A 15,249-nucleotide genomic window follows, 5' to 3' on the forward strand; every position below is an offset into this window, starting at 1 on the left:
TTCCAGAAGGCGCTCGAGGGACAGAAGGTCGGGCCTCCCGTCGTCGCCGTGATGCCGCCGTCGGACGGCTACGGCGCAACCGAGGGACACGAGCTCCAGAAGGAGAGCCTCGTCTTCGTCGTCGACATCCTCGCCACCACGCCTGTCCAGCAGTAGGCGGGTGCGGTTGACTTAACCGCGAGCCGCCGAGATGGGCCGGCCATTGCATCCTTGGAATGAAACACGGAGGCGAGGTCATTCGTAGGGAAGCCGTCGCTTTTGTCGACCCCCAGAGGTCTCCTGCCATCTAACATGCTACCCTTGGACATAATGCATATTCCTGGATTGAGGGAGTTCAACATGTCGCGGATGAGCAAGAAGAGCGCGGGGCTCGTGGGTGCTTTCGGTATTTCTTTGTTGCTTGCAGGAGCGATCATCGCGGTACCTGCCGCCGCGCAGGCGGGCACGATCCGCGAGTCCTCAGCGTTCTATAAGACCGAGTTTGAGTGCAATATCGGCAAGGCGACTCTGAAGGTGCAGGGGTACAACGTCGCGAGTCGTTGCACCTTCAACGGCGTGTTCGAGTCGCCGTGGAGCTTTTGGTACGAAACGAAGTAGCCCCCTACGCGCGTGAGGCAGGGTTCGACCTTGTCTCACTGACGTTCCTAGTTCGCGATTCCCGCTTCATCAGAATTGCCGACCGCTGAACTAGTGCCGTCTGCTGCCCACGGCACCTACGAGTTTGTCGCTTGCTCACGACGGTGCGGAGCGCGACACCCCGCGTTGGCGTGTGGTGCACCCCATGGGGCAGCGCGATAGGCCAGGCCGCGACGTTCGAGGACAAAGGGTGCGTCCGGCTGGGTTTCCAGAAGGCGCTCGAGGGACAGAAGGTCGGGTCTCAGGTCGTCGTCGTGATGCCGCCGTCGGACGGCTACGGCGCCAGCGAGGGACACGAGCTCCAGAAGGAGAGCCTCGTCTTCGTCGTCGACATCCTCGCCGACACGCCTGTCCAGCAGTAGCAGCAGCTGCGGCGTCGAGGGCGTGTCCTAGGCTGGCGTCATGCGTCGCATCATCGTCCTCGGCTCCACCGGCTCCATCGGCACCCAGGCACTGGATGTCATCCGCGCCAATCCTCGTCGGTTCGAACTGGTCGGCCTCGCCGCCGGCTCGAACGCCGAGATGCTGGGTGAGCAGGCCGCGCAGTTCCAGGTCGAGGACACGGCGCTCGGCGCGGACGAGGCCGAGCAACTCGTCCGCGATGTCGAGGCCGATGTCGTGCTCAACGCCATCACCGGCTCGATCGGACTCGGCTCGACTCTCGCGGCGCTGAAGGCAGGACGCACGCTCGCCCTGGCGAACAAGGAGTCGCTGATCGTCGGCGGCGATCTGGTACTCGCCGCCGCCGCACCCGGACAGATCGTCCCGGTGGACTCCGAGCACTCGGCGCTGGCGCAAGCCTTGCTCGCCGGCACCCACGCCGAGGTGCGTCGCCTCGTGGTGACGGCATCCGGTGGCCCGTTCCGCGGTCGCGCGCGTGCAGAACTGTCCGATGTGACCCCCGCGGAGGCCCTCGCGCACCCGACATGGGACATGGGACGCATGGTCACGACGAATTCGGCCACTCTCGTGAACAAGGGGCTCGAAGTCATCGAGGCGCACCTCCTGTTCGATGTCGCCTACGACGACATCGAGGTGGTCGTGCATCCGCAGTCCATCGTGCACTCGATGGTCGAGTTCATCGACGGCTCCACGATCGCCCAGGCCTCACCGCCCGACATGCGACTCCCGATCTCGCTCGGTCTGGACTGGCCGCACCGCGTCGGAGGCGTCGGACGACCGCTCGACTGGACCACGGCGTCGTCCTGGACCTTCGAGCCGCTCGACGGCGAGGCCTTCCCCTCGGTCGCACTCGCGAAGGCCGTCGGTCGTGCGGGCGGCACTTTCCCCGCTGTCTACAACGCGGCGAACGAGCAGGCTGTCGACGCCTTCCACGAGGGTCGACTGTCGTTCCTCGGCATCGTCGACACGATCGCGCGCGTCGTCGACGCCCATGACGCACCCGACGCGCTCACCGTCGAGACCCTAGCCGCGGCCGAGTCCTGGGCGCGCACGACCGCAGATCGGATGATCGCGGCGAGCTGAGACGACGCCGGAGCGGCGTCTGCCGCCCCGGCCGACCGGGTCAGTCTTCGTCGGGGTACGGGACGGGCCAGCGGGGTTCGGGAACCGGCCAGCCTGCGGCGCGGAGAGCTCTGCGTGCCAGCTCGCGCGCCGAGTACGGCGTGCGCACCCCGCGGATGTCGCGGTAGTCCTGGTGGCCCGGGCCTGCCCAGAGGATGGCGTCGCCGTCGCCCACGAGTCCGACCGCGGTGATGATGGCGTTCTCGGGCGGCGAGGCCTCGTGGATCTCGGCATCCGGTCTCGCCGTGCGCGCGCCTTCGATGAGGGTCGCGCGGATGGAGGCCGGATCCTCGAAGCGCGGGTGATGGTCGGTGACGACGAGGATGTCGCTGCCCTCGACGGCGGTGCGGGCCATGTCGAACCGCTTGCTCGCGTCGCGGTCGCCGTCGGCGCCGAAGAGCATCAGCACCTTGCCCGGTGTCACGCGGCGCACGGCGGCGAGCGTCTTCTCGAACGCGTCGGGGGAGTGGCCGAAGTCGACGAACACCGCAGGCCCGCGTTCCCCGGACACCAGCTGGGTACGGCCGGGGAGATAGGCGCGGATGCCTTCATCGCGGGCGAGAGCATCGACGATGCGCTGCCAGTCGTAGCCGCCCTCGAGGAGCATCACGATCGCGAGCGCGGCGTTCGCGGCCATGTGCGGGCCGATCACCGGGACCGTGGTCGTGAGGGAGCCTGCCGGGCCGGTCATCGTGAAAGTGGTGCCCGCCGCACGCTCGTCGTCGATGACGACGACCCAGTCCGCGGCGGCCGCCGCCTCGGGGTCGGCGGCGATCGAGGGCGTCCCCACCGTCACGACGGGGATCTCGGAGCGGTCGACCACGATCGCGCCGGACGGCGAATCGAGGCAGATGACGCCGCGCTTGGCGCGGTCCGGCCGGAAGAGCGGGAGCTTCGCCTCGAAGTACTCCTCCATGTCGGCGTAGTCGTCGAGGTGGTCGTGGCTGAGGTTGGTGAAGCCGGCGACGTCGAATCGGATGCCGTCGACACGGTGGCGCGACAGAGCCTGAGCGCTGACCTCGACCGCCACGGCCTCGACCTGGCGCTCGCGCATCAGCGCCAGGAGTGCGTGCATCTCGGAGGCCTCGGGGGTCGTCAGCCGGGAGACGATGACCTCACCGGCGATGTGGCGTTCGGCGGTCGATGAGAGCCCGGTGACGACGCCGATCTGGTCGAGCATGCCCTCGAGCAGGTGGGAGACGCTGGTCTTCCCGTTCGTTCCCGTCGTGGCGAACAGCAGCGGAAGCGGGTCATCTGCGCCGGTGCCGTACACCCAGGCGCTCAGGTCGCCGAGGACCGCCCTCGGGTCGTCGACCACGAGGATCGGCAGTCCCGCTGCTTCGGCGATCGCAGCGCCGGGCTCGTCGGTGATGACGGCGACGGCGCCCTTCTCGGCAGCGGCGACGGCGAAATCCGCACCGTGCCTGTTGACGCCCCTGATCGCGACGAAGGCCTCGCCCGGGCGAAGATCCGCGGTGGCGAGGGTGATGCCGGAGAGGGCGATCCCGTCGATGTCGCCGCGCACACTGCGGGCGAAACGGGAAGCGAGTTCGGACAGCTCACGCCGGGGCGGGTTCGCGGGGCGGAGCACGGGAGGCAGGCTCGGTTGTTGTTCAATCGACATGTCGGATCCATGATCTCATGACGGCACGGTGAACACCTCTCCGCGGCACGACTCCTCGTGCGCCCGGGTGAGCGGGGCACGAGGAGTCGGACGGCGTCAGGCGCGGCGGCGGTAGGCGAGGACGGCGACGATCAGTGCGGCGATCCCGGCGACGAGTCCGCCGGCTCCGAGCGCGATCCCCAGCGGATCGGTCGTCGTCGTCGCCGCTGCCTCGTCTGCCGATCCGGCGGAGCCATGATCACCGTGCGCATCGGTCGCGGCGTCGGTGACGGAGACCACCGGTGCCGGTGCGTCCAGGCTGTGGGGGTCCTCACCCTTCTCGGCGAGCTGGGTCCACTCGGTCGCGCCGTCGACGCACTCCTGCACGACGGGGAAGGCCAGCGTCTCCGGGGTGCTCTCGTCGAGCCCCACGGACATGCTCACCGCTCCACGGAGGTCGGTGGGAACGGGCGTCAGCGAGGTGTAGGTGACTGCGCTCACGAGGCCGTCGTCACCGCGCTCGACCGCGATGTTCCAGTCGCCGTCCATCGTCGGCGCCACGGAGGCGAGTCCGTCCGGCATCGTGATGCGGAGGGCCGTGGTGGGGGAGTTGTCGCATCCGTGCGAGAACGAGAAGGTGAGTACGCCATGGTCTCCGGCGGCGAGTTCATCGGGGCTGACGCCGACGTGCGCGCCCGCCATCGTCGGGACGGCGAGGGCGAGGACGGCACCACTGAGGATGCCGGCGGTGGCGAGGGCTGCGCGGTGGGTGCGGGTACGGGTGGTACGGGACATGAAGTATCTCCTGGTGCTTGAAAAGCTGATGCTCGAAAAAGCGGGCGCGCGACGACGGCGCACCCGGCGAGGGGGTTGTTCCGCCTGGACAGCGGCCGACTCCGGTGCGACGGATCCGTGTGGATCAGTCGCGGATGAGCGCAGGAGGCCCGCGACGGGGCACAGCAGCCGCGACGGCGGCATCGAACGAAGGCAGGAGAGTGGAGCGCAGGCGGGGCGGTCGGCGGTGTTGAGCGGGCGCGCCTGCGGCGGCGCGCCGGAACATCGCCTCGACCCACCGCACGATGCTCCCCAAGAGCGTCTCCCCGTGCCAGACCAGCAGAGTGGTGAGCACGGCGGCGGCGAGGTGCGCGAGCAGCATCATCGCGCTGAGGGAGGTGTGCGAGGTCGCGGGCCCGAGCAGATCGAGATTCAGGTGGTGGGCGTGGCCGACGCCGCCGAGCGTGTCGGCGCCGGTCGGCGATCCGAGTGCCTGGAACAGCATATGAAACGCGGCCTGCGCCACGAAGACGGCGGATGCCACGCGACCGCGTGACTGTCTGGTCCCCACGAGCAGGGCCGAGAACGGTGTCAGCAGGGTCGCGACCGCGAGGATCAGCAGCGGATGCGGTGCGGCACCGCCACCGAACGTGTGCGAGAGCGCGGCGAGCAGTGTCGCGACGGATGAGACGGCGGCGGCGCGTACGAGTCGCAGCTGCCGGGCATTCACGGTTCCACCCTAGCCGCGCCCGCGTCGTCGGGCGGATTCCTAGCTGGGGGCAGTAGCGTTGGCACGTGGAATTCCTGCTCTATCTGGGCGGCATCCTCTTCATGCTGATCGGCCTCGGCCTTTCGATCGGTCTGCATGAGGTCGGCCATCTCGTCCCCGCGAAGCTCTTCGGCGTGCGCGTCGGCCAGTACATGATCGGTTTCGGACCGCGTCTGTGGTCGAAGCGCATCGGCGAGACCGAGTACGGATTCAAGATGCTGCCGCTGGGTGGCTTCATCTCGATGTCCGGGATGTACCCGCCCTCGAAGAGCTCGGGCCCCGCATCCGGTCTCTTCCGGTCGCTCATCCAGGACGCCCGATCCGCCAACGACGAGACCATCGCCGACGGCGCGGAGGATCGCGTCTTCTACCGCCTGCCGGTGTGGAAGCGAGTGATCGTGATGCTCGGCGGGCCGGTGATGAACCTGCTGCTCGCGACCGTGATCTTCACGATCCTGCTTTCCGGGATCGGCCTCCAGCAGGGCACCACGACGATATCCGCGGTGAGTGAGTGCGTGGTGCCTTCCGCGTCCACGGCCACCGAGTGCTCGCCTGACGACCCTGAGTCTCCGGCTGCCGAGGCCGGAGTGCAGCCCGGCGACGTGATCCTCTCCGTCGACGGACAGCCGGTGTCGACGTTCGCCGATGCGACCGCCATCATTCAGGCCTCGCCGGGCGAAGCGCTGGATGTCGTCGTGCGCCGTGACGGCTCCGACGAGTCGCTGAGCCTGACTCCCATCGCCGCCGAACGCACGATCACGGACGCCAGCGGCCGGCCGCTGCAGGAAGAGAACGGCGACCCGGTGGTGAAGGAGGTCGGCTACGCGGGGATGTACTCCCAGATGGGCTACATCCAGCAGCCGCTCTCGGCCGGACCGGAGATGGCGGTCGATTCCGCCGGACGCGTGGCGACCATGATCCTCAACCTCCCGGCGCGCCTGTGGGACATCGGCGCATCGGTGTTCGCGGGCGCGGACCGTGACCCGAACGGTCCGCTGAGCGTCGTGGGCGTCGGCCGACTCGCCGGAGAGGTCGCCTCCGTGGATGCGCCCGTCCTGGATCGATGGGCGGGCCTCCTGAGTTTGCTGGGCATGCTCAACATCGCGCTGTTCGTCTTCAACCTGATACCGCTGCTTCCCCTCGACGGCGGCCACATCGTCGTCGCGCTCTGGGACGGCATCCGCAGGATTTGGGCGAAGATCTTCCGTCGACCGCCTCCGGCGCCGGTGGACGCCACGAGCCTCGTGCCTCTCACGGTGGTCGTCTCGGTGGTGCTCATCGCGATGGGTGCGCTCCTCCTGATCGCCGACATCGTGAAGCCGGTGTCCCTGTTCCAGTAGCCGGTCGCCGTGATCGGCGTCATGGGTGGCAGAGTGAAGCGTGGATCGACCGAACGCTCCCTGGAGGCACCCATGCACGGATACTCACTGCGACCATACGACACCCAGTCCGAAGCGGAGATGGCGGAGCGTCTTCGTGACCCCGAGGCCTGGCAGCCCAACAACTGGTTTGGCTTCGGCTACACCCAGGTGCCGCCGTTCGGGCCGCAGAGCCCGGGGCTGGGGATGATCACGCCGGACGGCGGTCGGATGCGTCTGGTGCGTGATCGCGCGACGATCGGCCAGGTGAGTTGGTTTCCCGGGTACGACTACGGTGGCTCTCCTCGTCATCGGGGCTGGGGGATCGGTCTCCTCGTGCTTCCGGAGCACCGCCGCACGCGCGCGGCGTCGAGTGGTCTGGTGCTGCTCATCGACTACCTGTTCTCGACGACCGCCACCCACCGGATCGAGGCGGCGACGGCGGCGACGGCAGCACCGCAGAACCCCTCGGCCCGTCCTGGCGGTATGTCGCGGGAGGGAATCGCGAGAAGCGCGCAGTGGCGCGACGGGCGCTGGAACGACGTGGTGATCTACGCCATCCTCCGCGAGGAGTGGGAGGCCGGCCGCGCCACGCAGACGAAGCGGGACGAGACCGCGGAGGGCAGCGCGCTTCGTTGACTCTCTGCGGGTGCCTGCGTACCGTGGCAGGGAAGAGCGGCGCAGTTGCCGCAAGTCAGTCGAAACGAAGGAGAGACGAAATGACGAGTATCGCTGATCTCAGGATCGCTGTTCGCGAAGCGTCGGACTCCGCAGCCTCGAACGACATCTCGTCGGGGCGGGAGACGATCGACGAGGCCATCTTCCGCAGTTTGGTCGGCCGTGACACTGAGGCGATCGACACGACCGTGTCCGCCACCGAGACCAACAACCCCCAGATGTGCACCACGATCATGGGGCCCACCTGCCAGAACAACACGGTGTGCAATTGTGCCGTCGGTCCGACATTCGCAGCGGAACCCGCTGCCCCGGTGACGTTCGGCTGGCGCGCCTAGCGCCGGATGCCAGGCCCAACCCCCGCGGCGTGGGTCGAGGACATCGGGGACTCGGAACGCCATAACTGGCCCGTCCTGCTGATCTGGTCGCAGGTGAGCGACCTGTGCGAGGAGCTGTCCGAGCTCGAGCGCACATGTGACGTCCTGGCGGAGGGCGCATTGGTGGGCGCGTTCGCGAGCTCGTTCGTTTTGCAGGCGACGACGCTTCTCTCGCTTGCTGCGCAGGATGAGTACGAGCGGGTGAGTGGACGTTCCATCCCTGACGACGGCCGTGAGATGTGGGACGAGTTCGCCGAGTCCGGGCACCGCTGGGCGGAGTTGATGGATCTCGGCGATCTCGTTCCGAGAGCGGAGCGGCTCGGAACCGTCTTCCGCCGCGCTGCGCGCCTGTTCGTCGACGATCTCCGTGCCGAACTCGCGTCGGGAACCTGGGCAGCGGAGTTGCTCGCCTCCGTGAGCCACCTGAAGGTCCTCGGAGACGTGCATCCGCGCGGAGCGGTCCTCGGCATCTATGCCGAGGGACGCCCGGTGCTGGTGTACAAGCCGCGCTCGCTCGCACCGGATGTGCTCATCGACGAGATCCTCGGCATCCTGGAGCTGCCCGATCCGCCGAGGATCCCGCGGACTCTCGATCGCGGGACGCACGGCTGGCAGGAGTACATCGTCTTCGAGAACGTGGAGACAGACCGGGAGCGTGCCGTCTACTACCGACGATTCGGTGCACTGATCGCGGTCGCGAGCGCCCTCGGCATGCAGGACCTCCACTACGAGAACGTGAAGTGCGCGCGGGGTGCGCCGTACGTCATCGACGCGGAGTGCGCGTTCGGTTCCGGGCTGTCCTCCTCGTCGCCGGCCGAAGACGGGTACTTCGCCCGAAACGCCCCCAGCCTCCTCACGACGCTCCTCGTCCCCAACTGGGGCAAACGCTTCGAGGACGCCGATCCGTACGACGCGAGTGCCCTCGGTGCGTTCGCCGACCCTGCGCGGCAGGCGCAGGTACGGAGGATCACCCGCCGAGACGGAGTACTGCGCACATCGTACGAGCGGCTGCTCGAGCCTCAGGTGTTCGGGAGTCAGCCCCACATCGGCTCGACCCGCGCCCCGTTCGCCGATCATGTCGCCGATCTCGAGGAGGGCTTCGGCGACGCGTCGGCTCGCCTGAGCGATCCGGACGTGCAGGAGCGCATCATCACCGCCGTCGCACGCCGGGACGACCTGAGGTGCCGGATCCTCACGCGCTCCACGGCGTCGTTCGTCAGTCTGCTCCAGGTGAAGGCGCCGCACGGCGGGCGGACGGCCGGGGCCTCGCCTTCGAGCGCAGAGGTCGCGTGGATCCTGCAGGAGGAGGCACGGCAGCTCGATGACGGCTGCGTGCCCGTGTTCGAAGTCGATGTCGGGCGAGATCGCCTCGAGTCGGGCACGGGGAACGCCCTGGAGACCGGACGCGACGTACTCGGCCTGTGGACCGAGCGCTTCCTCGCCCTCACGGACCGGGGCGCGGTGCCCGGTCAGACCCACCTGCTGCGACGGAGTCTCGAGCTGGGCCTCGAGGATCCGGATTGGACCGTGGACTCGACACCCCGGACCGTGCCGCAGGACGTGCGACGGATGCCGAGCCCGGTTCCGATGATCGAGCAGATCGTCGACCGGCTCCGTGCGACCGCGCAGCGGACGGGCGATCATGTGTGGTGGGTCTCGTCGGTTCAGCATTCGCCGAGTCGCCACGAGATCTTCGTGACGCGGAACGGCGTCTACGACGGACTGGCGGGGATCGTCCTCGCCGCCGGTGCTGCGGGCCTGGAGAGTCACCGGGCCGATGATCTCTATCGTCTGACGAGCGCCTCGCTGCTGCGCGCGCTGGAGAGATTCGTCGAGAACCGGGCACGATCGACGGATGAAGTGCTCTCGCTCGGACTGGGTGAGGGTCCACTCGGCGCGGCGCTCGCGTTGGGGGAGGCCGCCCGACTGCGCGACGACGCGGAGACGCTCGATCGGCTGGGCGTCGTGTGTGCGGCACTGGACGGCCTGTCTCCGAGCATGGCTTCCCCCGATCATCTCAACGGCGCCGCCGGTGTGGTGCTCGCTGCAGAGCGTCTCGGGTGGATTCGTGGCGCAGCTCCGTTGTCGCGACTCGGCTCGGCGGCTCGCGACCGGCTGGTCGAGATCGTCGCCACGACGCTGAGGAAGGGGCGTGCCGAGCCGGGCCTCGCCCACGGGCTGTCCGGGATCGTGCTCGCTCTTGCCGCTGAGGGCGACGATCCCGACGTGCGTGCGTTCGTGAGCGAGTGCTTCGACCTCGAGCAGACGCTCCTCGCCAAGGCGGAAGCTGCCGGGGACAGGGAGCAGGCGCAGAAGGCACTCTCCGGTTCCTGGTGCTGGGGAGCGACCGGCCAGATCGAGTCACGGTTGCAGGTGGGCCATGAGTCGGGCATCGATGAACTGCGCGAGAGGATGGTGGGTTCTCCTCTCACGGGGTCTTCTCTCTGTCACGGCAGCCTCGGCCGTGCGATCGTTCAGCAGTCAGCGCCGTACATCGACCGGTGGGGACGCCGTGATGCCGATCGAACGCGTCGTGAGGCGCTCGAGATGCTCATCCGCGATCCGCTCGGTGAGGTCGCCGAACCGGCGTACGCGAGCAGGGTCGGGCTGTTCACCGGGCTGTCCGGGAAGCTTCTCTATCTCGCAGCGCACCGCGACCGAGCCAGTGTGCGGCTGGCCTCCCTGTCGTACGAGGTCGGCTGACCGCTCAGGCGAAAGCGTGCGACACGAGGCGCTCGAGCGTGCGGATGCCGTCGCGCGACAGGATCGACTCGAGATGTCCCTGTACGGAGGCGAAGTGGGCACCGCGCAGAGCGAACACGTCGCCGGAGGCGGCGTCGGCCGAGACCTCCGCCGGCCCGACCGTCGTCGTCTCGGGGGCGACGCGTGCGGTGAACGTGTTGTAGAAGCCGATCGAGGCGTTCTCCTCGAACACCGGGACGGACTTCTGCAGCCCCTGATGCGGGGCGTCGAGCGGGGTCAGTGCCACCCCGAGTCGGTCGGCGAGGATCTGGTGGCTGAGGCACACGGCCAGCAGCGGGGCTCCTGCATCGAGGCGACGGGCGACCACGTCGCGCATCCTGGCGATCCGGCGGTTCTGCAGATCCCGGGGATCCCCGGGGCCCGGGCCCGCGACGACGAGGTCGGCGGCATCGAGGTCGGCATCCTGCACCTCGCTCCATCCGGCGATGGTCACGGTGAGACCGAGGTGACGGAGCTGATGGGCGAGCATGGTCGTGAACCGGTCTTCCGCGTCCACGACCAGTGCGGTGCGTCCGACGAACGGGCCGGTGAACTCCTCGCCCTGCGGGTTCAGCCAGAATTCGGCGAGGCGCGCATTGCGTGAAGAGAGCAGCGCGGCGACCTGGGGATCATCGGCGAGAGCACGCTCCTCGGCCGGCGCATCGGCATCGCTGCGTGCCTCGGCCACGCGGTCCCGGTCGATGGCACCGATCGCACCCAGCACCCCTGCGGCCTTTCCATGGGTCTCGGAGACCTCTCCCTGCGGATCGGAGTGACGAACCAGGGTGGCACCGACGGGCACACTGAGCTCCCCGTCCTGCAGGTACACGGTGCGGATCAGGATCGGCGCATCGAGGTTGTGTCCGCCGTCGGCGTTCGGGGTGAACAGTGCGGCGACGCCCGAGTAATAGCCGCGAGGCTTCCGTTCGTGGCGTCGGATCACGGCGCAGGCGTTCTGCATCGGGGATCCGGTCACGGTCGGTGCGAACATCGTCTCGCGCAGGATGTCGCGCGGGTCCAGGGTGCTGCGTCCGCGCAGCATGTACTCGGTGTGCGTGAGCCGTGACATCTCCTTCAGGTGCGGACCGGTGATCCGTCCACCGTCGGAGCACACGGCGCTCATCATCTTCAGCTCTTCATCCACGACCATGAACAGCTCCTCGGTCTCCTTGGTGGAGGCGAGGAAGTCGATCAGGGTCTCTTTGGTGGCCCCGCCTGCGGGGTGACGGAACGTCCCGGAGATCGGATTCATCGTGACGACGCCCTCGCGGGCGACGACATGCGCCTCGGGGCTCGCGCCGACGGCGATGTGGCCGGGGGTGAAGACGGCGAACGTCCAGTACGCCCCGCGTTCGTGCGTGAGCAGGGCGCGGAACCAGGTCAGCGCCGCCGTCCGGTCGTCCATGTCGATGTCCGCGGTGAAGTCGCGCCGGATGACGAAGTTCGCGCCCTCGCCGCGACCGATCTCCTCCGCGATGACCTTCTCGACGATCGCCGCATACTCCGCATCCGCGATGTCGAACCCGTCGTCGTGCAGGGGGACGGGATCCGACGGGAGTGCCGCGAGCAGCTCCGAGGTCGGCAGGTGGAGATGCTCGTCGACGATCACGCATCGCAGCGGAGCGCCGTCGTCCTGGGCGACGAATCCGCGTTCGCGCACCTGACGATAGGGAACCATGGCGAAGATCTCGCGGGAGGTTCCGTCGATCGTGAGCGGGATGTCGGCGAGCAGGTCGACATCCACCACGTCGCCGCTGAGCAGTTCGACGGTGTCGGCGCCGTCGCGGGCGATCAACACGAAGGATGCTGCCGGGTCGGCGGTGAGCTCGGCGAGTCGTGAGAGGGTCATCGATGTCTCCTGTGCAAGGCTCCGGCTCGGCGCAACGAAAAAACCGCCCGGGAGGCGGTCTGGATTCGTGGGAACGCGAACACACCGCCTAGAAGGCGGTCCACCAGGTGAAGTTCGCGAGCATGGGGCCGAAACTACCACATCGCCGATGCCGGCTTCGGCGCGATGACGTCACCAGATGCTTCCGCCGGGCTCCTCGACCTCCGCATCGAGGGCATGATCCACGACGAGGCGCACCGCACGTGCCAACTCCTCATCGGCAAGATGCGGGGCACCCGCCGGGGCGGTGCCTGTCGACCATGGAAGATGGACGAATCCTGTCACCGTGCCGGCCGGGACAGCGCCCAGTGCGGTGTAGAGCACGTGATTGCACACGTAGGAACCCGCCGACAGCGAGAGCTGTGCCGGCAGCCCGTGTGTGGTCAGGACCCGGACCAGGTGCTTGACCGGAAGCGTCGCGAAGCGGGCGGCGGGACCATCGGGTTCGCAGGGCGCATCGAGGGGCTGGGCGCCGTCGTTGTCGGGGATGCGCGCGTCCATCAGGTTCACGCCGATGCGCTCCACCGCGATCTGTGGACGTCCGCCGGCGAGCCCGGTGGCGATGACGGCGTCGGGGGAGTGCCGGTCGATCAGCGCGCGGAGGCGTCGCGCGGAGGATTCGAACGCGACCGGCAGTGTCGCGACGATGAGCTCGTGCGGACCGTCGTAGTCGGCGGCGAAGGTGTTCACGGCATCGGCCGAGGGGTTGCGCGCCGCGCCGTCGAAGGGCTCGAAGCCCGTGAGAAGAACGACCGCCATCCCTCCAGCGTAGGTGCGTCCGTCCAGCCCACTTGCATCCTGGCGGCGTAGGCTTGAGGGGTGCCAGCAGTGAACCTCGGAATGCCGAAGATCCCCGAAGTCCTCGCCCCCCGCCGGAAGTCTCGGCAGATCAAAGTGGGCAAGGTGCTCGTGGGCGGCAACGCTCCCGTCAGCGTGCAGTCGATGACGACCACGAAGACGACCGACATCAACGGGACGCTGCAGCAGATCGCCGAACTCACGGCGTCGGGCTGCGAGATCGTTCGTGTCGCCGTGCCGCACCAAGACGATGCGGACGCCTTGAAGATCATCGCGATGAAGAGCCAGATCCCGGTGATCGCCGACATCCACTTCCAGCCGCGCTACATCTACACCGCGATCGACGCCGGTTGTGGCGCCGTTCGTGTAAACCCGGGAAACATCCGGGAGTTCGACGGCAACGTCGGCAAGATCGCGGCAGCCGCCAAAGCCGCGGGCGTCTCGCTGCGAATCGGAGTGAACGCCGGATCCCTGGACCGTCGGATCCTCGCCAAGCACGGCAAGGCGACCGCCGAAGCACTCGTCGAGAGCGCTGTCTGGGAGGCGTCGCTGTTCGAGGAGCACGACTTCCACGACTTCAAGATCTCGGTCAAGCACAACGACCCGATCGTGATGGTGAAGGCCTATCGTCAGCTCGCCGAGCGTGGCGACTGGCCTCTGCATCTCGGTGTGACCGAGGCCGGCCCGGCATTCCAGGGGACGATCAAGAGCGCGACGGCCTTCGGCATCCTGCTCGGCGAGGGCATCGGCGACACCATCCGCGTGTCCCTGTCTGCTCCTCCCGCGGAGGAGGTCAAGGTCGGACACCAGATCCTGCAGTCGCTCAACCTGCGCGAGCGCAAGCTCGAGATCGTCTCGTGCCCCTCGTGCGGTCGTGCCCAGGTCGACGTGTACACGCTCGCCGAGGACGTCACCGAGGGGCTCAAAGATATGACGGTGCCGCTGCGCGTGGCTGTCATGGGATGCGTCGTGAACGGACCCGGTGAGGCTCGGGAAGCTGACCTCGGCGTGGCGTCCGGCAACGGCAAGGGGCAGATCTTCGTCAAGGGCGAGGTCATCAAGACCGTTCCGGAGGCGGACATCGTCGCGACCCTGATCGAAGAGGCGAACCGGATCGCTGCCGAGATGGGGCCCGAAGCGCCTCTCGGCACCGCTCAGGTCGTCGCGGTCTGACCGCAGAGGAGATCCATGTCGACGCCCACCATCGTGTCCTTCGCCGGCGGCGCCACCACAGGGGAGGGCATGGTCACCCGGGTGGAGAGCGGCCCCGACGGGACGGTCGTCGTCGTCGTCGATGCGACGCCGTTCCACCCCGTCGACCACACCTGGCCCGACCAGCCGGGTGATGCCGGCGCGATCGCCGCGGGAGATGAGACGGTTCCGGTCGTCGAGGCGCTGATGGCTGCGGTCTCCGACGAGAGCGAGTTCGCCGTCGGGAGCGACATCCCCGTCAAGCGCGGTACCGAGGGGTGGACCTGGCTCGTCGCTCACCGCATCGACGGCGCGGCTCCCGCATGGCTGGCCGAAGGCTCCCGTGTGCGGCTGAGCGTCGACGGCTCTCGGCGTGAAGGACTCAGCCGCGGCCACACGGCTTGCCATCTCGCCTCTCTTGCTCTGGATCTCGCTGTCGCCGACCTGTGGCGGAAGGATCCGGGTGCGGACGCGCTAGGGATTCCGGACTTCGAGGGGCGCGCCAATCAGTCCAGTCGCATCCACGAGGACGGCGCGGTCGATGAGTACCGTCTCGGCAAGAGCCTTCGCCGTGCGGGCTTCGACACCGAGACCTTCGCGGCGACTCTCGCCGACCGGGAGCGGCGGATCAACGCTCAGCTCACCGGGTGGATCGCCGCAGGGGCCACCAGCCGGGTCGAGACGGAGGGGCCGACGATCGTCGATCGCCGTCGCTGGCACTGCGAGCTCCCCGAAGGTGAGGCCGTGATCCTGTGCGGTGGCACCCATGTGGGGTCGCTGTCCGAGTTTTCGTCGATCTCGGTGTCGCTCGATCTGACGGACCCCCAGCTGCTCGTGATGACGACGACGGCGACCCCTGCCGTCTGACCTCAGCGCACGAAATCGATCCGCACCGGAGCGCGGGTGCACGGCCC

General features: G+C 68.3%; 14 protein-coding genes. 9 read left to right on the forward strand and 5 right to left on the reverse strand.

From position 1 onward, the window contains the following. Positions 1–348: 348 nt before the first annotated feature. The 3 genes from OC372_RS01895 (at position 349) to dxr (ending at position 2,121) form a co-directional block, all read left to right on the forward strand. On the forward strand, positions 349–597 hold the full coding sequence (locus OC372_RS01895) for a hypothetical protein (RefSeq protein ID WP_262000770.1): 249 nt from the start codon (positions 349–351) through the stop codon (positions 595–597). Between the two features lie 131 nt (positions 598–728). After that, entirely contained in the window at positions 729–998 is a 270-nt protein-coding gene (locus OC372_RS01900; RefSeq protein ID WP_262000771.1) for an FKBP-type peptidyl-prolyl cis-trans isomerase, read from the forward strand. 40 nt (positions 999–1,038) lie between these two features. Beyond that, positions 1,039–2,121 (forward strand): 1-deoxy-D-xylulose-5-phosphate reductoisomerase, encoded by a 1,083-nt coding sequence (gene dxr / locus OC372_RS01905; protein ID WP_262000772.1) that lies wholly within the window; start codon positions 1,039–1,041, stop codon positions 2,119–2,121. Positions 2,122–2,161: 40 nt separating this feature from the next. Here dxr and OC372_RS01910 read toward each other — a convergent pair whose 3' ends face one another. From OC372_RS01910 to OC372_RS01920, 3 genes are all read right to left on the reverse strand, one after another. Continuing rightward, a complete protein-coding gene (locus OC372_RS01910; RefSeq protein ID WP_262000773.1) occupies positions 2,162–3,784 on the reverse strand; it encodes a Mur ligase family protein in 1,623 nt (540 codons plus the stop codon). A gap of 96 nt (positions 3,785–3,880) precedes the next feature. After that, entirely contained in the window at positions 3,881–4,558 is a 678-nt protein-coding gene (locus OC372_RS01915; RefSeq protein WP_262000774.1) for a YcnI family protein, read from the reverse strand. A gap of 124 nt (positions 4,559–4,682) precedes the next feature. Continuing rightward, on the reverse strand, positions 4,683–5,267 hold the full coding sequence (locus OC372_RS01920; protein WP_262000775.1) for a hypothetical protein: 585 nt from the start codon (positions 5,265–5,267) through the stop codon (positions 4,683–4,685). 65 nt (positions 5,268–5,332) lie between these two features. Here OC372_RS01920 and OC372_RS01925 point away from each other — a divergent pair, with 65 nt between their 5' ends. From OC372_RS01925 to OC372_RS01940, 4 genes are all read left to right on the forward strand, one after another. Further along, positions 5,333–6,646, forward strand: coding sequence for a M50 family metallopeptidase (locus OC372_RS01925; protein WP_262000776.1), 1,314 nt, complete (start codon positions 5,333–5,335; stop codon positions 6,644–6,646). 72 nt (positions 6,647–6,718) lie between these two features. Next, on the forward strand, positions 6,719–7,303 hold the full coding sequence (locus OC372_RS01930; RefSeq protein ID WP_262000777.1) for a GNAT family N-acetyltransferase: 585 nt from the start codon (positions 6,719–6,721) through the stop codon (positions 7,301–7,303). Positions 7,304–7,383: 80 nt separating this feature from the next. After that, positions 7,384–7,677, forward strand: a complete 294-nt coding sequence (locus OC372_RS01935; protein ID WP_029263682.1) for a hypothetical protein — start codon at positions 7,384–7,386, stop codon at positions 7,675–7,677. A 6-nt stretch (positions 7,678–7,683) separates the two neighbouring features. Next, positions 7,684–10,419 carry a DUF4135 domain-containing protein gene (locus OC372_RS01940; protein WP_262000778.1) on the forward strand — a complete coding sequence of 912 codons (2,736 nt, stop codon included), beginning with the start codon at positions 7,684–7,686 and terminating at the stop codon, positions 10,417–10,419. A 4-nt stretch (positions 10,420–10,423) separates the two neighbouring features. On the opposite strand, the gene OC372_RS01945 is transcribed toward OC372_RS01940, so the two are convergent. Together OC372_RS01945 and OC372_RS01950 are read right to left on the reverse strand one after the other, a co-directional pair. Further along, a complete protein-coding gene (locus tag OC372_RS01945; protein WP_262000779.1) occupies positions 10,424–12,307 on the reverse strand; it encodes a chorismate-binding protein in 1,884 nt (627 codons plus the stop codon). A 171-nt stretch (positions 12,308–12,478) separates the two neighbouring features. Further along, entirely contained in the window at positions 12,479–13,105 is a 627-nt protein-coding gene (locus OC372_RS01950; RefSeq protein ID WP_262000780.1) for a pyroglutamyl-peptidase I, read from the reverse strand. A 60-nt stretch (positions 13,106–13,165) separates the two neighbouring features. Here OC372_RS01950 and ispG point away from each other — a divergent pair, with 60 nt between their 5' ends. Beyond that, on the forward strand, positions 13,166–14,317 hold the full coding sequence (ispG, locus tag OC372_RS01955; RefSeq protein ID WP_181156187.1) for a flavodoxin-dependent (E)-4-hydroxy-3-methylbut-2-enyl-diphosphate synthase: 1,152 nt from the start codon (positions 13,166–13,168) through the stop codon (positions 14,315–14,317). Between the two features lie 15 nt (positions 14,318–14,332). Further along, the gene (locus tag OC372_RS01960) at positions 14,333–15,202 is read left to right on the forward strand and encodes a hypothetical protein (RefSeq protein WP_262000781.1); all 870 of its coding nucleotides are present in this window, start codon (positions 14,333–14,335) and stop codon (positions 15,200–15,202) included. Positions 15,203–15,249 lie beyond the last annotated feature (47 nt).

It is taken from the genome of Microbacterium sp. Mcb102 (assembly GCF_024519805.1).
Taxonomy (GTDB): Bacteria; Actinomycetota; Actinomycetes; order Actinomycetales; family Microbacteriaceae; genus Microbacterium.